This is a genomic window from Chromatiales bacterium, assembly GCA_020445605.1.
Classification (GTDB): Bacteria; Pseudomonadota; Gammaproteobacteria; order JAGRGH01; family JAGRGH01; genus JAGRGH01.
The window spans coordinates 1-23,842 of sequence record JAGRGH010000014.1 but is presented as its reverse complement, the minus strand read 5'-3'; the positions used below and the strand labels follow the sequence as shown (position 1 = coordinate 23,842).

General features: G+C 66.0%; 21 protein-coding genes. 17 read left to right on the top strand and 4 right to left on the bottom strand.

What is annotated here, in order from left to right; genetic code table 11:
* Window positions 1-79 precede the first annotated feature (79 nt).
* The 8 genes from KDG50_02365 (at window position 80) to KDG50_02330 (ending at window position 9,740) form a co-directional block, all read left to right on the top strand.
* On the top strand, window positions 80-1,576 hold the full coding sequence (locus KDG50_02365) for a CHAD domain-containing protein (GenBank protein ID MCB1864246.1): 1,497 nt from the start codon (window positions 80-82) through the stop codon (window positions 1,574-1,576).
* A 48-nt stretch (window positions 1,577-1,624) separates the two neighbouring features.
* Entirely contained in the window at window positions 1,625-2,389 is a 765-nt protein-coding gene (locus KDG50_02360) for an AAA family ATPase (protein ID MCB1864245.1), read from the top strand.
* Window positions 2,386-2,901 carry a histidine phosphatase family protein gene (locus tag KDG50_02355; protein MCB1864244.1) on the top strand — a complete coding sequence of 172 codons (516 nt, stop codon included), beginning with the start codon at window positions 2,386-2,388 and terminating at the stop codon, window positions 2,899-2,901. The genes KDG50_02360 and KDG50_02355 overlap by 4 nt, the downstream gene beginning before the upstream one ends.
* Window positions 2,898-3,794 carry an ROK family protein gene (locus KDG50_02350; GenBank protein MCB1864243.1) on the top strand — a complete coding sequence of 299 codons (897 nt, stop codon included), beginning with the start codon at window positions 2,898-2,900 and terminating at the stop codon, window positions 3,792-3,794. Before KDG50_02355 ends, KDG50_02350 begins: the two co-directional genes overlap by 4 nt.
* Before the next feature lie 17 nt (window positions 3,795-3,811).
* Entirely contained in the window at window positions 3,812-5,461 is a 1,650-nt protein-coding gene (gene pgi, locus KDG50_02345) for a glucose-6-phosphate isomerase (protein MCB1864242.1), read from the top strand.
* A gap of 534 nt (window positions 5,462-5,995) precedes the next feature.
* Entirely contained in the window at window positions 5,996-7,423 is a 1,428-nt protein-coding gene (locus tag KDG50_02340; protein MCB1864241.1) for a DUF4331 domain-containing protein, read from the top strand.
* Window positions 7,424-7,449: 26 nt separating this feature from the next.
* Window positions 7,450-8,625 (top strand): hypothetical protein, encoded by a 1,176-nt coding sequence (locus tag KDG50_02335; protein MCB1864240.1) that lies wholly within the window; start codon window positions 7,450-7,452, stop codon window positions 8,623-8,625.
* On the top strand, window positions 8,622-9,740 hold the full coding sequence (locus KDG50_02330) for a HupE/UreJ family protein (GenBank protein MCB1864239.1): 1,119 nt from the start codon (window positions 8,622-8,624) through the stop codon (window positions 9,738-9,740). Before KDG50_02335 ends, KDG50_02330 begins: the two co-directional genes overlap by 4 nt.
* A gap of 158 nt (window positions 9,741-9,898) precedes the next feature.
* On the opposite strand, the gene KDG50_02325 is transcribed toward KDG50_02330, so the two are convergent.
* Together KDG50_02325 and KDG50_02320 are read right to left on the bottom strand one after the other, a co-directional pair.
* Entirely contained in the window at window positions 9,899-11,197 is a 1,299-nt protein-coding gene (locus KDG50_02325; GenBank protein ID MCB1864238.1) for a hypothetical protein, read from the bottom strand.
* The gene (locus tag KDG50_02320) at window positions 11,194-11,859 is read right to left on the bottom strand and encodes a response regulator transcription factor (GenBank protein MCB1864237.1); all 666 of its coding nucleotides are present in this window, start codon (window positions 11,857-11,859) and stop codon (window positions 11,194-11,196) included. Before KDG50_02320 ends, KDG50_02325 begins: the two co-directional genes overlap by 4 nt.
* 435 nt (window positions 11,860-12,294) lie before the next feature.
* On the opposite strand from KDG50_02320, the gene KDG50_02315 reads away from it, so the two are divergent.
* The 4 genes from KDG50_02315 to KDG50_02300 all read left to right on the top strand — a co-directional run bounded on the left by KDG50_02315 (window position 12,295) and on the right by KDG50_02300 (window position 17,411).
* Window positions 12,295-13,161, top strand: a complete 867-nt coding sequence (locus KDG50_02315; GenBank protein MCB1864236.1) for a DmsE family decaheme c-type cytochrome — start codon at window positions 12,295-12,297, stop codon at window positions 13,159-13,161.
* An 18-nt stretch (window positions 13,162-13,179) separates the two neighbouring features.
* Window positions 13,180-15,306 carry an MtrB/PioB family decaheme-associated outer membrane protein gene (locus tag KDG50_02310; GenBank protein ID MCB1864235.1) on the top strand — a complete coding sequence of 709 codons (2,127 nt, stop codon included), beginning with the start codon at window positions 13,180-13,182 and terminating at the stop codon, window positions 15,304-15,306.
* A gap of 209 nt (window positions 15,307-15,515) precedes the next feature.
* On the top strand, window positions 15,516-16,106 hold the full coding sequence (locus tag KDG50_02305) for a c-type cytochrome (protein MCB1864234.1): 591 nt from the start codon (window positions 15,516-15,518) through the stop codon (window positions 16,104-16,106).
* 27 nt (window positions 16,107-16,133) lie between these two features.
* Window positions 16,134-17,411 carry an FAD-dependent oxidoreductase gene (locus KDG50_02300; GenBank protein ID MCB1864233.1) on the top strand — a complete coding sequence of 426 codons (1,278 nt, stop codon included), beginning with the start codon at window positions 16,134-16,136 and terminating at the stop codon, window positions 17,409-17,411.
* A 146-nt stretch (window positions 17,412-17,557) separates the two neighbouring features.
* Here KDG50_02300 and KDG50_02295 read toward each other — a convergent pair whose 3' ends face one another.
* Window positions 17,558-18,526 (bottom strand): phosphotransferase, encoded by a 969-nt coding sequence (locus tag KDG50_02295; GenBank protein ID MCB1864232.1) that lies wholly within the window; start codon window positions 18,524-18,526, stop codon window positions 17,558-17,560.
* 53 nt (window positions 18,527-18,579) lie between these two features.
* Here KDG50_02295 and KDG50_02290 point away from each other — a divergent pair, with 53 nt between their 5' ends.
* The 3 genes from KDG50_02290 to KDG50_02280 all read left to right on the top strand — a co-directional run bounded on the left by KDG50_02290 (window position 18,580) and on the right by KDG50_02280 (window position 20,919).
* Complete coding sequence (locus KDG50_02290) at window positions 18,580-18,996, top strand: VOC family protein (GenBank protein MCB1864231.1); 417 nt, start codon at window positions 18,580-18,582, stop codon at window positions 18,994-18,996.
* Window positions 18,997-19,061: 65 nt separating this feature from the next.
* Window positions 19,062-20,072 (top strand): sulfur oxygenase reductase, encoded by a 1,011-nt coding sequence (locus tag KDG50_02285; GenBank protein MCB1864230.1) that lies wholly within the window; start codon window positions 19,062-19,064, stop codon window positions 20,070-20,072.
* Window positions 20,073-20,196: 124 nt separating this feature from the next.
* On the top strand, window positions 20,197-20,919 hold the full coding sequence (locus KDG50_02280) for a TetR/AcrR family transcriptional regulator (protein MCB1864229.1): 723 nt from the start codon (window positions 20,197-20,199) through the stop codon (window positions 20,917-20,919).
* 212 nt (window positions 20,920-21,131) lie between these two features.
* Here the strand turns inward: KDG50_02280 and KDG50_02275 are convergent, their stop codons facing one another.
* The gene (locus KDG50_02275) at window positions 21,132-21,908 is read right to left on the bottom strand and encodes an adenylate/guanylate cyclase domain-containing protein (protein MCB1864228.1); all 777 of its coding nucleotides are present in this window, start codon (window positions 21,906-21,908) and stop codon (window positions 21,132-21,134) included.
* Here KDG50_02275 and KDG50_02270 point away from each other — a divergent pair.
* Both KDG50_02270 and KDG50_02265 read left to right on the top strand, forming a co-directional pair.
* A complete protein-coding gene (locus KDG50_02270) occupies window positions 21,895-22,881 on the top strand; it encodes a hypothetical protein (GenBank protein MCB1864227.1) in 987 nt (328 codons plus the stop codon). The two genes, KDG50_02275 and KDG50_02270, sit on opposite strands and share 14 nt — an antisense overlap.
* Complete coding sequence (locus KDG50_02265) at window positions 22,878-23,765, top strand: PHP domain-containing protein (protein ID MCB1864226.1); 888 nt, start codon at window positions 22,878-22,880, stop codon at window positions 23,763-23,765. Before KDG50_02270 ends, KDG50_02265 begins: the two co-directional genes overlap by 4 nt.
* Window positions 23,766-23,842 lie beyond the last annotated feature (77 nt).

Genomic DNA, 23,842 nt, shown 5'->3' with positions numbered 1-23,842 from the left:
CGCAAGTAACCGGGCATTGCTTGACTTGTGTCAGTGTGCATCAGCGGCCGGCGAAAGCGCCAGTTGCTAGAGTTTCAGAATGGCGACACATCCGCTGTGCTTTTGGCTGCCGGCCGAGGTCGACGCCCAATCCTTGTTCGATGCCCTCGGTCCTGGGCTGAAGTGCCAGATCGCCAGCCGGCGCAGCGGCCGGTTGCGCTGGCTCGATACGCACCGGCGCAGCCTGCTGGCCGACGGCGGTATCGCGGAGTTCGAGCCGGACACCAAGGGTCATCTGGGCCGGCTGGTCTGGCGGGACCTGGGCTCCGCGCATTCGAGGCTGCGCCTGCGTGGCGTTGCGTGGCCGATCGATGCCAGCGCGTTGGCCGGGCGTCGTCCATCTGCTCGGCTTGCCGAGCGCATGGCGGGGCGGGCGCTGCTGCCGCTGCTCGAAGTAGACCAGTACTGCGAGCAGCTGGATTGCCGCAATGCCGACGGCAAGACGGTCCTGCGCCTGGAACTGCGCGCGATCGGTGGCCGCGACGAGGGCCGCACATTGCTGCTGCGACCGCTGCGCGGCTATGCGGACGATGCGGATACCGCTGCGCTACGCATCGGCGAAATCACCGGGGTGCAGGCCTGCGGCGAGGACCCGTTCATACGCATGGCTCGCGCCGCTGGCGTGACCACATGCGCGCCATCGGCGCCGGCGTCACCAAAGCTCAGGCCGCGCAAGGATGCCGCTTCGCAGCTGGGGGCGATGGCCGCCGCGATGGTCGAGCCCCTGCGCATGAACGCACTTGGGGTGCGTGAAACGCCTTACGACCTCGAGTTTCTGCACGAGCTGCGGGTCACCGTGCGCCGGGTTCGCGCGATTCTCATCATTGCGCGGGATTGCCTGAACCGGAAGCAGCGCGAAAAGCTCGCGAGCGAGCTTGCGTGGTTGCAGCGCGCGGCGGGCCCGGCGCGCGATCTGGATGTCCAGCGGCTCGACATCGAACCCATGCGGGCACGTCTGGACGCTGGATTGCAGTCAACCGTGGATGCGTACGCGGCCCATCTGGATCGTGCGCGCTCCGTGGCGCAGGGTTCGCTGGAGCGCGTGCTCGGAAGTCGGCGTTTCGAGCGCTTGCTGGGACTGCTCGCGGGGCTGGAGGCGTTGCCGAAGACCGGCGAGACCTTGCGCGATTGCGCGGCCCGGCGCCTCGGCAGGCGCTACCGGCGTATTGCGAAAGACATACGCGAACTGGATGACGAAGCGCCTGATGAGTCCTGGCATCGGCTGCGCTCGCGCGCCCGCATGCTGCGTTACGGACTGGAGGCCCTGCAGAGCCTGTGTGATGGCGCGGCGATGGCCGATCTCATCCGGCCGCTGCGCGGTCTGCAATCGGACCTCGGTCGTTATCAGGACTGCGTCGTGGAGCGCGCGCGCCTCGAGCGCCTGGCCGTGCAGCATCCGCAATTCGAGGCGCTGGCGCGTGCGATGAATCAGTTGCTGGCATCCGATCAGGTCGGCGCGCGAGAGCGTGCCAATCAGCGTATCGTTCACGCTTCACATACGAAACTGCGCAAACGCCTGCGCCGGTGTTTCGGCTAGCGTACTTCGCGTGATCCTGCGCCACGAGTCCGCCGATACAAGACGCCAATGAAAATCGTCGCGACCTACAACATCAAGGGCGGCGTCGGCAAGACCGCGACCGCCGTGAACATCGCCTGGCTGGCCGCACGCGACGGCCTGCGCACCGTGATCTGGGACCTCGACCCGCAGGCCGCCGCGACGTTCTACTTTCGCATCGAGGCCGGCGTGCGCGGCGGCGTCGAACGCCTGGTCGAGAAGAAGGACGCGCTGGCCGAGGCCGTGCACGCGACCGACTATGAACGCCTGGATCTGATCCCGGCGGATTTCTCCTACCGGAACCTCGACATCGAGCTGCACGGCGCGAAGAAGCCCGTCAAGCAGCTGCTGCGCCTGATCCGGCCGCTGAGCGAGGACTACGATCTGCTGATTCTGGATGCGCCGCCGAGCATCTCGATCGTTTCCGAGAACATCTTTCGCGCGGCCGATGCGCTGCTGGTGCCGCTGATCCCGACGACGCTGTCGCTGCGCACCTATGCGCAGCTCCTGGACTACTTTGGCGAGAACCCGGATCGCCGGCCCCTGCTGCTGCCGTTCGTGTCGATGGCCGACCGCCGCAAGCGCATGCATGTCGACACGATTCGCCAGTTGCAGCGCGATGATCCGCGCGTGTTGAGCGCGGTGATTCCGTATTCGAGCGTGATCGAACGCATGGGCGAGCAGCGCGCGCCGGTCGGCGTGTTCGCGGCCTCGCATCCGGCGGCCGAAGCCTACGCCGCGCTCTGGCACGAAGCAGCGCGACGCATGCTCATCGAACGGCCCGAAACGCGATGAACGATCGATTCCTCACGCTGATCCGACACGCAAAGTCGAGCTGGGCCGAGCCGCTGCAGATCGACCACGAACGCCCGCTCAATGCGCGCGGCGAGCGCGACGCGCCGGTCATGGCCGCGCGGCTGGCCGCGCGGGTCGATGCGCCGGATACCCTGCTGGTCAGTCCCGCCGTGCGCGCGCAGGCCACCGCGCAGGCCATGCTGCGTGCGCTGGTCGATACGCAGCCGCAGCTGCTCACCGTCGATGCGCTGTATACGGAAGACTGGCGTGCCGTGCTCGACGCGATCCGTGAGTCCGCTCCGGTGCAGGCGCGTTCGGTCGGCGTGGTCGGACACAACCCGGCACTGACGGAACTCGCGAACCGCCTCGGACTGAACATCGACAATGTGCCGACCTGCGGGATTGTGCGCTTTCGCTGCGAGCTTGCGGACTGGGCGGCGCTGGCGCCGAAGCACTGTGAATTCGTCTGGTTTGATTGTCCCAAGTGCCCGCCGCCGGATCGCGACGAATGACCGACCTGCGGCTGGGGGTGGACCTCGGCGGCACCAAGATCGAACTGCTCGCGCTGGCCGACGGACTGGAGCGGTACCGGCGCCGGGTCGCCACGCCGCAGGGAGACTATGCGGCCACGCTGGCCGCGGTCGCCGAACTCGTGACGGGCGCCGATGCGGCGCTGGGTGCGCGCGGCACGGTCGGTATCGGCACGCCGGGTTCGCCTTCGCCCGCGAGCGGGCTGATCCGCAACGCGAATTCCACCTGCCTGAACGGGCGGCCGCTGCGCGAGGACCTCGAGCGGCGTATCGGCCGGCCGGTCCGCATTGCGAATGACGCCAACTGCTTCGCGCTGTCCGAAGCCACCGATGGCGCGGCGGCCGGTGCGGGCGTGGTGTTTGGCGTGATCCTCGGCACCGGCGTGGGCGGCGGCGTGGTCGTGCACGGCCGTCTGCTCGAGGGCATCAATGCGATCGGCGGCGAATGGGGGCACAATCCGCTGCCCTGGCCACGGCCCGAGGAACTGCCCGGGCCGGCCTGTTACTGCGGACGCAGCGGGTGCATCGAGACCTGGCTTTCCGGTCCCGGGCTGGCACGCGATCACCACGGCCCGCAGCCGGTGGATGCGGTCGGCATCGTCGCCGCGGCCGCGGCCGGGGACGAGGTCTGCGAGGCCGCGCTGGAGCGCTACGAAGATCGTCTCGCGCGGTCGCTGGCTGGCGTCATCAATGTGCTGGACCCGGACGCGATCGTGCTCGGTGGCGGACTTTCCAACCTGCGCCGGCTTTATCGCAACGTGCCCGCGCGCTGGGGTGAATACGTGTTTTCCGATGTCGTACGCACGCGCTTGGTCGCGCCACGACACGGTGATTCAAGCGGCGTGCGTGGCGCCGCATGGTTGTGGAACGAATGACAATGAATAAAGGCCCGATGCCCGATCAACGCCCTGAATGGCAGGCGCTGCTGCGCAAGGCACAGACGCTGGCCGATACGCGCATCGACGAGCTGTTTGCGCGCGAGCCCGAACGTGTCGAGCGCATGTCCCTGCGGGTCGACGAGCTGTATCTGGACTATTCCAAGCAACTGCTTGACGGCGAGGCCATGGACACGCTGTTTGCGTTGCTGGCCGCGAGCGACTTCACGGGCTGGCGTCGACGCCTGTTTGCCGGCGAGGCGATCAATCACACCGAAAACCGAGCGGTGCTGCACATGGCGCTGCGCGATCGTTCCGTGCGCGAGTGGCAGGCGGCCGGCGAGCCGGTGCGCGAGGAGGTCGCGGCGGTGCGCGAACGCATTCTCGCGTTCGCCGATTCCGTGCGCCGCGTTGCATTGACCGGTGCGACCGGTCAGCGGCTGCGCGATGTCGTCGCGATCGGAATTGGCGGATCGCATCTCGGCCCGGCGCTGGTCTGTGATGCCCTCGGTTCGGCGTCCGGCGACGGACCGCGCGTGCATTTCGTCTCGAATGTCGACGGCAGCGAACTCGAGCGTGTGCTCGCGAACTGTCAGCCCGCATCGACGCTGTTCGTGGTGATCTCCAAGACCTTCACGACACTCGAAACCATGACCAATGCACACAGCGCACGCCGCTGGCTGGTCGCTGCACTGGGCGAGGCTGCGACCCGTTCACATTTCGCCGCGGTCAGCACCAATGTCGAGGCCGCCGTTGCGTTCGGGATCGAAGCGCACAACGTGTTCGGTTTCTGGGACTGGGTCGGCGGACGGTTCTCGCTGTGGTCGGCGGTCGGTCTGCCGATCGCGCTGGCGCTCGGCCGTTCGGCATTCGAGGCCATGCTCGACGGGGCCGCCGCGATGGACGCGCATTTCGAGTCCGCACCGGTTGAAGAGAATCTTCCGGTGCTGCTTGCATTGATCGAGATCTGGCAGGTGAATTTCTGCGGTCATGCCGCGCGTGCGGTCATTCCCTACGACGCGCGGCTGCGTCTGCTTCCGGCGTTTCTGCAGCAGCTCGAAATGGAGAGCAACGGCAAGCGCGTGGATCGCGATGGCCGCGGGATTGCCTATGCAACGGCGCCGGTCGTCTGGGGTGCCTGCGGTACGGATGCACAACACGCGTTTTTTCAGGCGCTGCATCAGGGCACGCAGATCGTGCCGGTCGATTTTCTGGTCTGCGCGCGCGCGGATCATCCATGGGCCGAACACCACGAGGCCCTGACCGCGAACTGCCTCGCGCAGAGCGAGGCACTGATGGTCGGGCGCAGCGCCGAAACCGCCCGCGCGCAACTGGCATCAGCTCGGCTGCCCGCGGACGTGATCGCCGCGCGGCTGCCGTATGTTTCGTTTCCCGGCAATCGGCCGAGCAGCACCGTCGTGCTCGATGCACTGACGCCGGCAACGCTCGGCGCGTGGATCGCCGCGTGCGAACACAAGGTGTTCGTAGAGAGCGTGATCTGGAACATCAATGCGTTCGATCAATGGGGCGTTGAACTCGGCAAGCAGCTGGCCGGTTCCATCCAGAGCGCATCGCGTTCGCCGGGCGGTCTCGCCAGCCGCGATGCCTCCACGCGAACCCTGGCCGAATGCCTTCAGGCCCGATCCCGGGTGGCCGATACCGACTGAACCTCGTGATGGCAGTCAGCCAATCCAGGGAGACGGGGCGCCCGATGCAGCCTCGACTCGGTCCACGATGAAGACCCTGATGGCGGCACGGCGCATGAAATTCCCGCGCAACGTGGTCCGCACGCGGAGGCCACGGGTCGGACCGTAGCGGCTTGTCTGGATGCGGCCGTGGACAAGCCGCTGCTGCACTAACAGGTTGTTGAAGAAGGCCCATCCATGGCCTTTTCAGCGTCGCAACCGAAAAGCGTGGTTTCCGGTTGCTCACGAAAATCAAACACTTGCATGTTCGATTTTCGGGCGAGACGTCCCTGTCTCGCGATAACAGGCTGTCGAAATGAGAGTTTCAACAGCCTGCTAATGGTTCGGCTGGATCAACGCGGCGACCACAGAAGCGGGCGCTGCGCCGGCGTGTCTGGACAGGACGGCATGTCACCTTTCAGCGGGTCAGCGGGTCCATGACTCTGCGGCGCTCGCTGTTCGGGCACGCAGGTCCAATCCGAGACAGGCAAAGGAGGTTCATCCATGCAGTCCCATATGAAAAAGTCGCTGTTCGCACTGGCGGTGGCCGGCGGCGTGACGGCCGGGCTGGCGCAGGCGTCCAGCCACCGAGAGGCCCCGTTGATCACGTCGATGCCGAAGGTAGACGCGTCTGACTTCTACATGTTTCGCAGTTACGAGGAGGGCCGCAGTGGGTTCGTGACCCTGATTGCGAACTACCTGCCTCTGCAGGATTCCTACGGTGGCCCCAACTACTTCACGATGGATCCGGACGCGTTGTATACCATCCATATCGACAACAGCGGAGATGGTGTCGACGACATCCGGTTCACCTTCAACTTTTTCAACTTCCTGCGCGGTCAAACCGTTCCGGTCAACGGCGTGGACGTCGCCGTGCCTCTGCGCACGATCCAGCCGATTGCCAGCAGCGCTGACGCAAACCAGCCGGAGTTTTTCAACGTGCAGATGCTGCGTAATGGCACGCTCGCCGGTTTCCTGACCGAGGTGGGTAGCGGCAGAAGCCTGATGGAGAAGCCGTTTGACAACGCTGGCGAGATGACCATTGAGGACTATGCGAGTTACGCGAATTCGCACATACACGATGTGCAGATCCCGGGCTGCGCGAATGGCCGTCTGTTCGTTGGACAGCGACGTGAGTCATTTGCGGTAAACCTCGGAGAGGTCTTCGATCTGGTCAACCTGAATCCGCTTGGGGCGCGCGACGCGAAGGCATCGGATATCGCCGACAAGAACGTCACCTCGCTTGCGCTGGAGGTGCCGATCGACTGCCTGAAGGGCGCTGGCCCTGTCATCGGTGGCTGGACCACGGCCCGGCTCCCGCGCGACCGCAGCCTGAATCCCGATGGCCCCGACTTCACCGAGCCGCAGACCGTCAGCGGAAACTTTATTCAGGTGTCGCGCCTGGGAATGCCGCTGGTGAACGAAGTTGTAATCGGTCTCCCCGACAAGGACCGGTTCAACGCCAGTCGACCCGCGGATGATCTGGCCAACTTTGCAACTTATGTGACGAACCCGACCCTGCCGGAGATCCTGGAAATCCTCTTCGGAGTTCAGGCGCCGAACAACTTTCCCCGCAATGATCTGGTAGCGGCGTTCGTGGCCGGGCTGGCCGGCCTGAATGATCTCGGCGTCGGAGAGATGCAGCGGCTCAACGTCACGATCCCGCCGGTGGCGGGCGACATGCAGGACAACCTCGGCGCGCTCGGCGGCGACCTGGCCGGATTTCCAAACGGCCGTCGTCCCGGTGACGATGTTGTAGACATCGAACTGCGGGTGGCGATGGGTGTTTTGTGCCATGCATTCCCGGGAGCCTTCGGGTGCGGGCCGACCGATGCGCCGGACGGTCTGCTTCCGTATACCGATCAGACCCTGCAGGATGCCTCGCAATTCGACAATGCGTTCCCGTACCTGACCACTCCGCTGCCGGGCGCTCCCCAGCAGTAGATCGGCCCGGTGGTCGCCGCGGGTCGATGCCTGTGATCGCGTTGCGGTCGCCCGGTCTGTTGACGCAGGCCGGGCTTTTTGTCGTGTTTGCGATCTCGATCGCCAGTGCCGAACCGTATGTCCCGCAGGACGACCACATGGTGCTTGCCAGCGTGCCGGTCGACGCGGCGTTGGTGCGGCTGCGCGCCGGGCAGCGGCGCGTGGACGACGGTGCCACCGATCCGTCAGCGGCGATTGCGCTCGCGCACGAGTGGCTGGAACTTGGGCGTCGTCGGGCGGATCCGCGTTTCGATGGCTACGCCGAGGCCGCACTTGCCGCATGGCGGGAGGAGCCCAATCCGCCGCTCGAGCTAGGCCTGGTTCGCGCTCGATTATTCGAACGACGACACGATTTCAATTCGGCGAGGGCTGAACTGGACCGACTGATCGAGCGAAGGCCAGGTTTCGGGCCGGCGCTGCTGGCGCGGGCTGCGCTGTGGCGCATCCGCGGCGATGCTCCAGTCGCGCTGGGCGATTGCCGCGCGGCGGCCAACGACGTGGGCCTGTATCTCGCCACGGCCTGCGTTGCCGAGACGATGGGGCTTGGCGCCGCAGCCGAGCGCGCACGCTTGATGTTCGAACGGTTGGTTGATCAGGAGCAGGTTGTCGCCGCGACCCAGGCTCACGCGGTCAGGCTGGCGGCCGCCGAACTCGCCATCCGCAATGGCGAGCTCAACCTGGCGCAACGGCATCTGGATGCCGCCCGGCGCATCGAGCCCGTTGACCCTTACCGCGCGGCATTGCAGGCCGATGTCTGGATTGCTGCGGGACAGCACGCAAAGGTGCTGGAGGCAGTGTCCGCGGATGCGCCGCTGGTGCTCGCACTGCGGCGCGCAATCAGCGTCAAGGCGATGGGCGGCAACGAACTCGAATTGAACCGTCGCCTGCGTGGGTGGTTCGAGTCCGAGCAGGCGCGCGGAGAACCGATCCATTCCGCCGAGCGTGCGCTGTGGCGGCTGGATGTCGAACCCGATGCCGCTCGGGCGCTGGCGGCGGCCCGGTTGAACTGGAGTGAACAGAAACGGCCACACGACCTTTGGCTTCTGGCGCGCGCAGCGTTGGCAGCCGGTGATGCCGATGCAGTACAGGCCGTACGCGAGTGGATTAGCGATACCGGGTTGATCGATGTGCGTATCGCGGCGTTGTTGGCCAAGGCGCCATGACCCGGAGTTTGCTCGCGACATTGGTGCTTGTATGGGCGCAACTGTCTTCGCCGGCCCGTGCCCATCAGTCCAGCAGTGGCTGGCTCGACATACGTGTGCAGGGGGCGACGCTCGACGTGCGGCTGGACCTGACGCCGAGGGACCTGGAGTTCGCAATCGGCCTGGATGCGGACGGCGACGGCAGCGTGACCTGGGGCGAACTCCGCGCCCGCCAGGCGCCGATCGAGGGGTTCGTGGACGATGCGCTGTCATTGGGTTCGCAAGCGGGCCCTTGCCGCTCAGGCGCGCGGCGCCTGCGGGTCGACCAGCGCGGCGGGGACTATCAGGCGGTGCTCACATGGCGGGCCCGGTGTGAAAGCGAACCGCGGCGTGTGACCGTGGATTACCGACTGTTCGCTGCCCTGGACGCACAGCACAGGGCGCTGCTTCGACTGAGCTCGGTGGCCGGAGTACAAAGTGCCGTATTGGATCCAAGCGCCGGCATGCGGACGTTTGAACTCGTCGAAGCGAGTGGCGTCTCGCACGCATGGGATTATTTCCGCCACGGCGTTCAGCATATCGGTCTGGGCACTGACCATCTGCTGTTCGTGTTGACGCTGCTGTTGCCCGCCGTGTTTCGTCGTTATCCGAGACCGTACCAGCCACACGCCCATCTGAGCGGAGTGCTTGCTGACACCGCCGTGGTGGTGACGGCGTTCACGATTGCGCACTCCATCACGCTTGCGCTTGGTCTGTTCGGCTGGCTTGAACTGTCACCTGCGTTCGTCGAACCAATGATCGCCGCCTCCGTCATCGTCGCGGCGCTGAACAATGTCTGGCCGGTCGTCACACGCCGTCGCTGGATTCTCGCGTTCGCATTCGGGTTGATTCACGGATTGGGGTTTGCCGGCGCGCTCACGGAACTCGGCCTGCCGGATGCGGCTCGCGGCTGGGCGCTGGCCGGATTCAACCTCGGCGTGGAAGCGGGTCAGCTGGCCATTGTCGCCTTGATTGCACCGCCACTGTTTACGCTGCGCAACTCAAAGATCTATCGGTATGTGGTGCTGCGCGCCGGTTCACTTTTCATTGCCGTGATCGGGGCGTTCTGGCTCACAGAGCGCGTGGCCGGCGTATGACTGTTTCAGCGCAGAACGACCGCGCCGCGGCCGGCGATGGCGACAGTGTCGCATAGCGACGATCGAAGCAATTGACCGAGAATGTCGATCACAGTGCGACCTCTGGCAACGCCGCGCGAAAGCCCATCATCCAGATTGGGGCGGCCGGCTGTAGGTGCTCAGGGACGCGGAAACCGCACGCTCACCCGCAGCCCCCTGCCGTTGGGCCCGTCGTCCAGTGCGATGTGAGCGTCATGCGCGTGGGCGATGCGTTCGACGATGGATAGTCCGATACCATAGCCGGCACCCACGGATTCCGGCAGCTGGCAGAATCGCTGCAGCACACGTTCGCGGTCCGCGGCCGGGATCCCCGGTCCGGTGTCTTCCACCGACACGCCGATCGATCGCGCGTCAGCGCGAATCGAGATCCGGACATCGCCACCGATCGGCGTACAGCGAATCGCGTTGTCGAGCAGGTTGTGCAGCAACACACGAACCAGTTCCGCGTTGCCGTGCACGCTCGCTGGCCCGGATTCGTCGTAGGACAGCTCGATGTCTTTCGCGAACGCAGCCGGCGCGATCAGACCGAGCACGGACTGTGCGGCCGCCTGCAGATCGACCTCGTCGCCCATATCCATCAGGACCTCGGGCTCGAGTCGGGCCAGCACCAGAATCTGCTCCACCAACCCGCTACAGGTGTTGGCGACGCCCAGGATCTGTTCGAGCGACTGCCGTTGTTCAGCATCGGTTGCCGCGGCAAGTCCGGCTTCGGCCTGCGCGCGAATCGCAGTCACCGGCGCACGCAGTTCATGCGCGGCATCGGACGCAAAACGGCTCGAACGGCTGAAGACCTCTTCGAGCCGCGACAGCAGGCGATTCAGCTCGGCTACCAGCGGGCGGATTTCGCGCGGCGTGTCGAGCATCTGCACGGGATCGAGGTGATCGGCATCGCGGGCTGAAATCTCTCGCGCCACGCGGTTCAGCGGGCCGAGACAGACCGGAATGCCCAGCCACAAAGCAACGATGGAAAGCGGCAGGCCGAGCACGATCGGCCACAGGGAATGCGCAAGCTCGTCGGCCGCCCGCGCTTCTCGTAGGTCAATCGGCGACGCGACTGCGGCCACGGTGCCGTCCGCGCCCGCGACGCTCTGGCAACGCCATGGTTCACCGTCGAGCGAGATGTCGCGGGGCGTTCCGGGCGGCCCGCAGTCGAACGCGATGCGACCATTCCTGGCTTGTGGGTCTCCGGTCGCACGATGAACCGAAACCCGCAACCTCGGGTGGTCTGGTTCCGGTGGCGTGGCTTCCGCGTTCAGCCCGCCACCGGCAAGAGATGACGCGAGTCGCGCGAGTTCTGCGTCAAAGTGTGCGCGCTCACGTTCGCCTGCCATCACGGCCGCGATGACCAGCACCACGGTCCAGACGATGACCGCCAGTGCGCCTAAAATCGAGAACAGCCGATGGTGCAGCGAGTTCACGCTGCGGGTACTGACAGCGTGTAACCGAGACCGTGAACGGTACGAATGACCTTCGCCGGGAGTTTCTTGCGCAGGTTGTGGATGTGAACTTCGATGCTGTTGCTGGCGAGTTCGCGAACCTGCCGGTCAAAGGCTCTCTCCAGCACGGCGCGGGTCACGATCTGGCCGGGGTGCTCGACCAGGCTGCGCAGGATGCAGAACTCGCGGCGTGACAGCGCGACTTCCTCGCCGCGCAGGGTCGCGGTGTGGGTGTGCAGGTTCAGTTCCAGATCGGCAAAGCGCAGCAGATGCCGGTCCGGCTCTGCGTGCCGTCGACAGATGGCCTTGAGCCGCGCGCCCAGTTCCGGGAATTCAAACGGTTTCGCCAGGTAGTCGGACGCGCCAAGTTCGAACGCGCGCAACTTGTCGCGCAGCGTGCCGCAGCCGCTCAAGACCAGCACCGGAAGCGTGCTGAACAGTGATTTGAATTCGGCCAGCAGCTGCAGTCCGTTGCCGCGGGCGAGCACGAGGTCGAGGATCGCGACATCAAAACCGCCGCGCTTCAGCGCAGACCGTGCCATCGCCAGATCGCCCGCCAGTTCCACCTCGTAGCCAATTCCGGCGAGCAAACGGGAAAGTCCGTCGGTGAGCGCGGGGTCATCGTCGACCAGCAGCAATCGCATTGCGGAAGACTCCATGGGCAAGCCCGGGTACTTGGACAGACTGCTTCAACGGGCCGTGGCCCTCTGTGAAATTGTAGAACCCCGAGAGGGTCTGCCCCCCCGGTGTTGCGCCGTTGCACGTTGACATATGTCAACAACGCAACAAGTTGCCAGGCCGCGACAGGAAATTAATTTTTTTTTAATTCCGTCGCTCTACATTTCTGGCAACGGGACACGCCGGTCGATCGTCGTGCGCGCATTCCCGCCCTAGAACCAAACCAGGGCCTCTGGCCCACGTCGCGTCGGTCTCCCCGGCCGGGCGACGCATAACACTGGATGAAGGAGGGGCTCATGGTGCTCGCACGCCGAAGTGCTGCTGTTGCCGCGTGGTTGCTGTCCCTGGCCCTGCCGGGCCTGGCTCTTGCGGATACGCCAGCCGTAAACCCAATCACGGCAATGATTGATTCCGGCCAGTTGTGCATGAACTGCCATAACGGCTCCAATCCGGATGCCCCCAGGGTGCCGACCGCCGGCCCTGACAGCAATGAGCCGGCGATCTGGCTCAGTAAGCACGGGGTCAAGGCCGACGGGCGTACACCGGCGGCGAACGGTGGCTGTCAGGCCTGCCACGGCGACGCCAGCGAGCATCTGAAGAATCCCAAGGCCTCGCATCCCAAGAGCCTCAAGCACGCCAGCGCCGACGAGAAGAACGAGGTTTGCACCGGCTGCCACAAGGGCGGCAAGCACATGTTCTGGGCTGGCAGCGCGCACGAGTCGCGCGGTGTTGCCTGCGCGAGCTGCCACACGGTTCACGAGGCGCATGACAAGGCGCGCGACAAGGAAACGCAGACCGAGGTCTGCTTCACCTGCCACAAGGACAAGCGCTCAGAACTGCACCGGCCTTCGCACCACCCGGTGCTGGAAGGTGAGATGGGCTGTTCGGACTGCCACAACCCGCACGGCTCGGCGGGCACGAAGAACCTGATCAAGGACAGCGTCAACGAGACCTGCTACCAGTGCCATGCCGAGAAGCGCGGTCCGTTCGTGCACAACCATCAGCCGGTGACCGAGGACTGCACGATCTGCCATAACCCGCACGGCACGATCGTTGCGAACATGCTCAAGTACCGGCCACCGTATCTGTGCCAGGAATGCCACAGCCATACGAGTCATCCGGGCCAATTGCCCACGCTCCCGGGCTCGCGCTCGACCAGTTCCAGCCTCATGGGCACGGTGGGTCGCGGCTGCCTGAACTGCCACACGAACATCCACGGCGGAAACAGCACGCAGAACAGTGCGACCGCCGGCCGGTTCCGTCGCTGATCACCAGGGGAGACGAACATGAAAACCAACAAACAGACCTGGGTACTGACCGCGATCTCCGCGGCCATCGCGACGGTGCTTGCGACTTCCGTGCAGGCCGAAGGCGGGCTGGACTTCAAGGGCAGTAGCGTGTCGGTCGGCGTCGGTCACTGGAGCGGTGAGCGCGAGCAGTTCGGCATGTTCGACGGCATTCGCGACGACGAGACCATCCTGCTGCTGGACGCGGACCTGCGTGGGCGCGATCTGAGCAATGGCTCCTGGCTCACGGGCAAGGTGCGTGACCTCGGCATCGACAGTCGCGAGTTCGACATCCACTACCAGCAGCAGGGCAGGTTCGGACTGGGCCTGAGTTACGACCGCATCGTGCGCAACGCGCCGTGGACGGTGAATACGGGCATGGCGGGCTTTGGCACGACCGAGCAAATGGTGCCCGATTCTGCCGATGGCTATGTGCCGGGTACGGGTGCCGACCGGCATATCGGCACGGACCGTGAAAAGATCGGGCTGGACGGCTTTTACTACATCACGCCCCAGTTCAACATCAAGATCGACTTCAAGAACGAGGAAAAGGACGGCACGCGCCACTGGGGGCGTGGCGGCCAGCCCGAGTTCGCGGTCGAGCCGATCGATTCCACGATCAAACAGGTCGAAGCCACACTGAACTACGTCGGCGACCAGTTGCAGCTATCGGGCGGTTACTACGGCAGCTGGTATGACAATGACCACGACCTGGTCACGAGCTACCGCGGCATCATGTCGCCGGGCTCGGAATACTACCTGTCGCTGCCGATGAGCAACGAGGCGCATCAGGTGTTCCTGAACGGTGGTTTCAGTGTTACGCCCACGACGCGCGCGACCTTCCGTGCCTCGTACACGCATGCGACCCAGGACGAGCATCTGCCGACCGCGGACATTCCGGGCCTGGCCGACCCGATCGCTCCATCGAGCCTCGACGGCGAGTTGGATACGACACAGCTGTACTTTGGACTCACGGCTCGGCCATTGCCGATGCTGCATCTGGCCGCGAGCGTGAACTATCACCGGGTCAACGAGAAGACGCCAGAGTGGTTGGTCGTTACCACGGGCAGCGGTGTTCACAGCACCCCGCTGGACTACGAGACGCTGACCGGCAAGGTCGAGGGTACCTACACCTTTGGCCATGGACTCAGCCTGATCGCCGGTGTGGACTACCGCGAGCAGGATCGCACGGTGCCGTTCGGCGCCGACGGCGACATGGACGGGCTGGATGACGAGCGCTACGTGCCGTGGCGTGCGGACATCGACGAGACCACCTACCGCATCCAGTTGCGCAAGGCGATGTCCGAGACCATCAACGGCTCCATTGCCTACCTGCACAGTAAACGCGATGGGTCGGACTATGCGCCGGCCGTGCATTCGGAAGGCGTGGCGGGCTCGGGCATCAACCCGATCAACATTGCCGACCGTGATCGAGACAAGATTCGCGGAACGGTGAACTGGACGCCAACGGAGAACCTCGGCCTGCAGTTCACCGCAGAGCATTCGCAGGACGACTACGGCCCCGGCTCAAACCGATATGGACTGAGCGAAGGCACGGCAAACTTCTATTCCGTGGACGCGGACTTTGCAATCAACGCGGATTGGCACGTCACGGCCTGGGCCGCGTATGACCGCACCGAGGCCGATCAATTCAACGGCAGCTGGGATCGCGTTACCGAAAACCACGAACTCGACCGTGACAGTACGCTGCGCGATACCGGAACCTCCGTGGGCCTGGGTATTGAAGGCAAGCCCATGGGTCGGCTCAAGGTCGGTGCGAACGCGAGCTATACCCGTACCAAGAGCGAGTACAACGACACGGTCATCCCGATCGGTGAAAACGGTGATCCGGATACGGACTACAACGCCGCCAGCGGCGGTCCGCTGGATGACGTCGTCAACAAGGCGACGATCCTCAATGCGTTCGCCGAGTACTCGCTGTCAAAGAGTTCACTGGTGCGTGTGGACGTCATCCACGAGCGCTGGCGCACCAACGACTGGAGCTGGCAGTTCGCCGATGGTTCCCCGTTTACCTACGGCACGACGAACGACGGCACGACCGTGCTGCAGGATCCAAAGCAGTCGGCTACATTCGTGGGCGTTCGATACAAGCACATGTTCGAGTGATGTTGTCAGGCGGGTCGAGACCGGACCCGGACCGCGCGGGTGGTCTGGGTCCCGGTCGGTCTCGGTGCCCGATGTCGCGAGACTAGATTTCGCCAAGCCCGCTTTCGCGTGAATTATCGGGGTTCATATGATCAACATCCCCATTGACCCAGGCTTCCTACGGCAAGGTTGCCGGTCGACACGCCACATGAATTTCGGAGAAATCGGTAATGAGCATAAAGAACATTGTTCTGGCCGCAATCGTCGGACCTATCGCGCTCGCGATCACGCCGGTTCGAGCCGAGTCGCCCGCCGCGGCCATGGTGAGTCATCCTTGTGCGGGTTGCCATGGCACGCTTGGCCAAAGCCAGGGGCAGGCGCCGCTGATCGCGGGGCTTCCGGCGACCTACATCCGTAGCGCCATGCTCGCCTACAAGAGTGGCGAGCGCGCCTCGACCATCATGGGGCGGCTTGCACGCGGCTACTCGGACGAGGAGATCAACGCCATGGCGGATTTCTTCGCGGCCCAGCCGTGGAAACCTGCCGCACAGACTGTGGATACAGGCCTTGCCGCGCATGGTGGCGAGTTGCAAGCCAGCCGCTTCTGCTCGGCCTGCCATGGCCCGACCGGCGTCTCGCCCAGCCCGACCACGCCGAACCTGAACGGCCAGTACGCGGACTATCTGTATTTTCAGATGCAGGACATCCAGAACCCGGCGGTCGGAATCTCCGCCGGTGCATCCGTGATGCGGGCGATGTTCACGGGCCTGTCTGAAGAGGACAAGCTGGCGCTGGCGGCCTTTTACGCTAGCCAGAAGTAACCGAAGATTTGCTCAGAGGATCGGCACATGTCTCGAATCAATCGCAGAGAATTCGTCGGCCTGCTTGGTGGCGGGCTGCTGCTGGGCGCGGCGGGTATCCCGCTGTCCGCCCGCGCGGGGGCGAAGGCGCGGGTCGTGGTCATTGGGGGGGGGTATGGTGGCGCGACGGCCGCAAAGTATCTGCGCCTGTACGACCCGGGCATTGAGGTTATGCTGATCGACCGCGATGAAAAATTCATCTCCTGCCCGTTGAGCAACGAAGTTCTTTCGGGCGAGCGCGCGATGGAGTCGCTGACGATCGGATTTGATGGGTTGGCCGCGCGCGGTGTGAAGGTCGTCCACGCCGAGGTTGGCGAGATCGATGCAGCTGCCAAGCGCGTGAAGCTCGGCAATGGTCAGACGTTGGGGTATGACTATCTGGTTGTGTCCCCGGGCGTGGACCTGCGCTGGGATTCCATTGCCGGCTATAGCGAGACCGCGGCCGAGATCATGCCGCATGCCTGGAAGGCCGGGCCGCAGACCCTGCTGCTCAAAAAGCAGATCGAGTCCATGCCCGATGGCGGTACCGTCATCATCGCGGCGCCGCCGAACCCGTTTCGTTGTCCGCCTGGTCCATACGAGCGAGCGGCGCAGATTGCGCTGTACTGCAAGCACCACAAGCCGCGTTCGAAGATCATGATTTTGGACGCCAAGAGCAAGTTTTCCAAACAGGGCCTGTTCCAGGCTGGCTGGAAGCAGCACTACGGCGACATGATTACCTGGGTGTCGAGCAGCGACGACGGCAAGGTTCTGGGTGTGGATACCGGCAAGCGCATCGTGATGACCGAGTTCGCAGAGCATCATGCCGATGTCGCGAACATCATCCCGGCGCAGAAGGCCGGCGCGATTGCAGCCCGCGCGGGGCTCGTGGATGAATCCGGTTGGTGCCCGGTCGACCAACGCAGCTTCGAGTCCACGCTGCACAAGGATGTCTTTGTGATCGGCGATGCCTGCATCGCCGGTGCCATGCCGAAATCTGGCTATGCGGCGAACTCACAGGGCAAGGTCGCGGCTGCGAACATTGCCGCGCGCGCGAACGGACACAGCGTGGCGCCGCCGTCGTACGTGAACACGTGCTACAGCCTGATCGCGCCCGAGCACGGCATATCGGTGGCCGGCGTGTATCAGTTCGTGGATGGAAAGATCGTAAGCGTCAAGAACTCTGGTGGGGTATCCCCGGCCGACGGCGATACCGCTCTGCACAAACGCGAAGCCGTGTACGCGCACAGCTGGTATCGCAACATCGTTGGTGACATCTGGGGCTGAGGTGCGGGGCCCAATGACTCAGGGTCGTTGTGCGACACACGGATGTGTCGCGATTTTGTGATGATCAGCTCAATCCGCTCCTGACTGCCAGATAGTGCCTCCTCGTGTCGCCGGAAATTCTGAATCGCTCGGAGTTTTTCTGAACTTCAGCGCAGCACGGCCGCGCCGCGGCCGGCGATGGCACGCAGTGTCGCAAAGCGACGATCAAAGTAACTGATCGAGAATGTCGAGCGCGGTACCACCTCGGGCAGCGCCGCGCGAAAACCCATCATCCAGATCACCGCGGCCTGCATGAAGTCCGGGATCAGCCGGATCTCCCGTGCATCGAGCGGGCGCAGCGACTGGTAGCCCGAAACGAATGCCGTGCGCACGCTCGAGGGCAGGTCGACCGTAAACGCGTATTGCAGGAACTTCGCGACCTCGAACACCCGCCAGCCGGGTCCGCACTGGTCGAAGTCGAACAGGGTCGGATCGTCGTCATCGCCAAAGTGCACATTGCCGGTGTGGATGTCGCCGGCACACACGCCCCACAGCGGCGGCTTGCGTGGCAGGTCCGCGACGGCGCGGCGCAGGGTCGTGCCGATCTGCTGGAGCAGTGCCAGGTCGTTCGGGCGCGAGCGCAACAGTGGTTCGAGCATCTTGATCGGGGTGTCGATCAGCGTCTCGACATCCAGCGCGGCGCGGCGGTGCGGCGTGCGAAAGTCCTTGCACAGGGTGTGCATCTCGGCCACGCGCATACCCAGTGCGCGGGCTTGGGATTCGGTCAGGCAGCGACCGACCGAGCGCCCCGGCGCCTCGATGAACAGCACGGCGATGCGCGGGCCCTCGGGGGCGTCGATCAGTGTGTAGGGCCGGCCGTCTTTCGTCTGCATCGGCCAGGCGGCGGGAAAGTGTTTGCTCTTCAGGAACAGCAGGAGTTCCAGTTCATAACGGATCGCCGCCTCGTCGCGCAGGCGCGGTCGGTACACGCGCAGATAGAAGCGCTGCGCTTCTGTGTCGACGCGGTAGGTGTCGTGCATGCCGCGCGCGAAGTACGTGCACTCGGCCGAGCGCGGCAGCTCGTACTGCGGGAGAATGAGTTCGGCGATCCCGTTTGGGTCGGGTACCGAACTCATCACGGTGATCGGGGTAGGCTCGTTCACGCTGTTCTTAGAAGTGAGCTGCACGCATGACACCACCGTTCCATCTGGCCTTCCCGGTGGATGACCTGGAGGCCGCGACCCGATTCTACCGCGATGTGCTCGGCTGCGGGCTGGGTCGTTCGGCGCCGGACTGGGTTGATTTCGACCTCTATGGCCACCAGATCGTCGCGCATCACGCGCCCGGGCTCGCCGGCCGGCAGGCGTTCAATGGCGTCGACGGCGATGCCGTACCGGTGCCGCATTTCGGCGTGGTGCTCGGCTGGGACGACTGGCAGCGACTCGCCGAACGGCTGAGCGAGCACGGCGTGGCGTTCGAGATCGAGCCGCATATCCGCTTTGCCGGCCGGGTCGGCGAGCAGGCGACGATGTTCTTTCGTGATCCTGCCGGCAACGCGCTGGAATTCAAGGCGTTTCGCGATCCGTCGCAATTGTTTGCGCGCTGAATTCCGCGCGCGAGTTTGTTACCTTGGCCCGCCTCGCAACGGGTCGTTTCTGACTGGAGTGATGCATGTCCGCTGACATCAAGGCGCTTTACGACGCCGAACCGAAATCGCCCCTGTACGTCGCGATCAACCGGGTGCTCGTGAACAACGATCCCGCGCTGATGCGCATGATGAAGCAGGCGAGCTCGAAGATGTGCCTCGCCACGGCGCTCACCCCGGGCTTCCGCGGTTTCGACCTGATGCGCCAGCTCGGTACCTGCCCGATGGGGCTGCGCTGGGGCGCGAGTTCCGACATGAGCGAGAAGCTCTCGCATATCTGGATAGACCAGTTCACCTACTGGGAGAGTCCCGAGGCGCACGAGCGTTTCCACGAGACCTACGAGGACGTCGTGGTCGACGCCTGCGCAAAGTGCGGCGACGTGCTGCTCGACGGGCCGGAGGAGCCGGTCTATCGCGTGGTCGCCTCGGACCTGCCGAAGCTGATCTCGAAGAACCAGATGATCAAGCGCGGGTTCGAGAACGCCGGCGACACCAGCGGCTTCGCGCTCGATTCCGGCGAGACGGTCACGGTGCTGGCGCGCCACATCGTGCGGCCCGGCAAGGAGGCCGAATTCGAGAACGCCGAGATCCAGACCATGTCGCTGCTCAAGGAAACGCCGGGCATGATCGGCTACCAGATCCTCAAGCGCGTGGGGCTTTCGACGCTCGGCAGCGGGCACGCGACGGTCGAATCCGTGATGCAGGACCTGATCGATCCGTCCGGGCCAAAGCTCAAGCGCACCGCCGAGGTCTGGGAAGGCTACACGGTGCCGGCCGAATACTTGGTCATGGTCGAGTGGGAGGACCTGCGCTCGGCGCAGTCCGGCATGCCGCATGTGAACGTCAAACCCGAGATCCTGTTCCTGCACGGTCCCGGCGTGCTCGACAACTGCCTGCGCATGCCCAGCGTCATGATCAGCGAGTCGATGTTCCGCGAGCACGGCTACCGCGAGATTCTCGCCGGCATGGCCCCGGCGCTGAGCGGCGGCAGCGTCGGCAAGAGCGCTGGCGCCAAGCGTCGCCCGAAGGGCAAGTAGCACCGACCGACGGCTGCTGGCGGCTGGCGGCTGGCGGCTGGCGGCTGGCGGCGAGCTAGTTACAGCTCTGTCAGTAGTACCTGTTGACAGCACTGTCAATAGCAGGGTGTAAGATGGCGGAACCATGGGAACCAAAGGGCCACGACCCGGGCGCATCCGGCGGACCGCCGACGACGCACGCGAGCTGATCCTGGACGCCGCCGAGGCCCAGCTGGCGCGCCAGGGCCCCGACTCGCTGCGCCTGGTCCAGCTCGCCGACGAGATCGGCATGTCGCACCCGGCGATCCTCCACCACTTCGGCAGCCGCGACGGCCTGGTCCGCGCCGTGGTCGAGCGCACCGCGCGGCGCATCGAGGCCCAGGTGTTCGCCACCCTGCGCGGCGATCTGGGCGACGACCAGGCGGTGTCGCTCATGGAGCGGCTGTTCCGCGCCCTCGCCGACGAGGGCCACGCGCGCCTGCTGGTGTGGATGTACCTCAGCGGCCACGACGTCGACCCGGTCGGCTACGGCGTCCGCATGCAGCACATCGCGCAGACGATCCACGCCATGCGGGTCGCGGGCGGCGCGTGCGGCGCCACCAAGGCTGACGCCGAGGACACGCTGTTCACCGTCCTGCTCGCCGGCCTCGCGCTGTTCGGCAACGCGATCGCGGGCGACGCGCTGCGGACGAGCGCGGGGATCGGAGACGACGTCGACGCGGGAGCGAACGGGAGATTCTTGACGTGGCTGGCGAAGCTACTGCGGGAGCACCTCGAGGGCGCGGGCAGCGCGGGCAGCGCGGGCAGCGCGGGCGGCGCGGGCAGCGCGGGCAGCGCGGGCACCGAGCGCAGCGCTCGGAGAGAGTAACGGGCGCCGCGCGGAGCGGCAGAGCCGACCGGGTCCGCCGGCCGGATCCGTTTCCGCGATCCGTGGTCCGTGACCGTGACCGGGATCCGTGACCGGGATCCGTTTCCGTTTCCGTTTCCGTTTCCGCTTCCGCCTCCGCCTCCGCCTCCGCCTCCGCCTCCGCCTCCGCCTCCGCCTCCGCCTCCGCCTCCGCGGCCTCCCCCGCGGCCGCCTCACCCGCCGATCAGACGGAAGCTGCCCGGCGCGACCCTCACCTCGGCGCCGACCGGCTCGACCTCGACGTCGTCTCGCGCCTTCAGCTCCTCGACCGCCGCCGCCGTCAGCAGGATCTCCTTGGCGCGCGCGACGTCCTCGCCGAGCTTGCTGGCGGCGTTGACCTCGGCGCCGTAGACGTCGTGGTCGCCGATGCGCAGCAGCCGGCCGTAGCCGATGCCGACGCACAGCAGGATCAGCTCCTCCTCGGCGCGGCCGACGTTGATCCGCTCGCACGCCGCCATCATCGCGCGCGCGCAGTCGAGGGCGGCGTCGGGGCGGCGGTACAGGATCAGGAAGCTGTCGGCCTCGGCCTTGATGAGGATGCCGTCGTGGTCGGCGACGATCGGCAGCAGCAGCTCCTTGTGCTCGTGGATCGTCTGCAGGAAGTGGATGACGCCGTACTCCTCGACGCGTCGCGAGAAGCCGGACAGGTCGGTGAACATCACGGCCCAGGTCTCGCCGAACAGGTCCCAGATGCGGCGGTCGATCGCGGCCTTGTCGGCGCCGGGGCGGGTGCGCTCCTCGATGAGCCGCCACAGCCGCGCCTCGCTGCCCTTGAGACGTGGATCGCCGGGGTCGAACATGGCTCCCAGGATACTCGTGTTGCCAGCGTCGCGTTCGGCAACGCGCGCCCCGCCGGCCAGACCACGCGGCCCACCGATTCTCGCAACCTGCGTGCGCCGGCGGCTGGCACGTCGGTTGCTGCCGCCCCCGGTCGAGATGACCTCCCCCATCCACGACGACTCCCTCGTGCCGTCCTCCTCCACCCCGGCGATCCCGACGCTGCTGGCCCGCGCGATGCGCCGGCTGCGCACCGGCACCGCCGCCGCCGGTGCCGGCGGCCTCGCCCTCACCGGCGCCGCCGCGCTGCAGCTGCCGCTGGCCGCCGCCTGCGTCGACGATCCCGAGCTGGGCTCGGCCGAGCAGGCCGACTGGGCCCAGTTCGAGGGCCAGCGCAACACCTCCATGGTCAGCTTCACCGGCGACCACTGGTCGGTCTGTCGCCAGCCCAACACCCGCTTCGGCTGCGGCTCGATCGACGTCTTCGTCAAGCTGCGCGTCAAGCCGGTCGCCGGCGCTGACCTGGCGTGGAAGCGGGTCGGCGTGGTGTACCACACGCCCGACGACCTCTCCGAGCGCACCGCGGTCGGCTACTACGTCGGCAGCAACGGCAGCGACGAGGAGTGGCACGTCGTCATGAACGTGCCGACCTGGCAGACCACGGTGCTGTTCGACAGCTGGTACCAGGACGGCGCCGGCCACACCTTCCTCGACGACAACCAGGGCGAGCTGCACGTCGTCAACGAGGGCCCGGACTACCAGGTCATCCGCATGGAGCCGTGGACCAGCACCGTGACGGTCACCGACGACGGCGTCCAGGGCACGCTGTCGATGCAGATCGCCGACCTCGACTACGACAAGGGCATCGAGCTGGTGGCGTCGAAGGACGGCTGGCAGACGGTGATCCGCCTCGGCATGGGCAGCGCCGGCGACCACAACGCCTGGTACTGGGTCGAGGACTTCCCGTGGAGCCCGGGCCGCGAGCGCTGGCAGATCGACCTCGACCTGCCGGGCGGCGCCGACGCCTTCGAGTACGCGGTCGTCTACCGCCACGGCGTCGTCAACGGCGCCCGCACCTACGAGTTCTGGGACAACAACGGCGGCAGCAACTACCGCGTCGACAAGCAGACCCCGGGGCCGACGTGATCGCCGCGCGCGCCGTCACCGCCGCGGCCGCGCCCGGCGCCGATCGCGTGGCCACCGATCTGCACGGCCACACGATCTTCTCCGACGGCCGCGCCACGCCCGAGGACTACGTCCAGTTCCGCGCCGAGCTCGGCCTCGAGGTGATCGCGATCTCCGATCACGACACCTTCGCCGGCGTGCCGCGCGCGGCCGCCGCGGCGCGCACGCTCGGCGTCACGCTGCTGCCGGCGATGGAGGTCACCTCGTTCGTCCACTTCGGCACGCCGCGCGCCGAGCAGGTCCACGTCCTGGCCTACTTCCCGCCGGGCCGCGCCCTCGACGGCACGCTCGGCGACACCGCGCTGGGCGCGCGGGCGGTGCGGGTGTGCCGGCGCTGGCGCGAGCTGTGCCTCGACTGGCTCGACCGGCTGCCGGCGGCGCGCCGCTGGTTCATCGACCCCGATCGCGCGCTCGAGCGCCGCCACGGCACCGAGTTTCCGCAGCTGCAGAGCTTCCTGAACCTGCTGCTGGCCCGCGATCGCGGCGTCTACCAGGAGTTCATCCGCCACCACGTCCGGTTCTGGACCGAGGACGCCGCGCTGTTCGGCTGGTCGCCCGAGGAGGCGATCGAGACGATCCGCGCCGACGGCGCGATCGACATCGTCGCCCACCCGGCGCGGATCCGCGACAAGGCGCGGATGGCCCGCGTCCTCGATCACGCCCGCGGCCACGAGGTCTACACCTCGCGCCACGTCGCCGAGGTCGCCGCCGGCTTCCTGACCCGCGCCGAGGCCACCGGCAAGCTGTGGACCGCGTCGTCGGACGATCACGGCCACGCCACCTACGTCCGGCCCGCCGACGGCACGCCGCGCGCCACCGTCGAGCGCCTGCTCGCGGGCGGCTAGGGCGACGGCGCGTGATGGACGTCGACCGCGTCGTCGATCCGGCGGGCGCCGCCACGGTGGCGCTGCGGTGCCGGCCG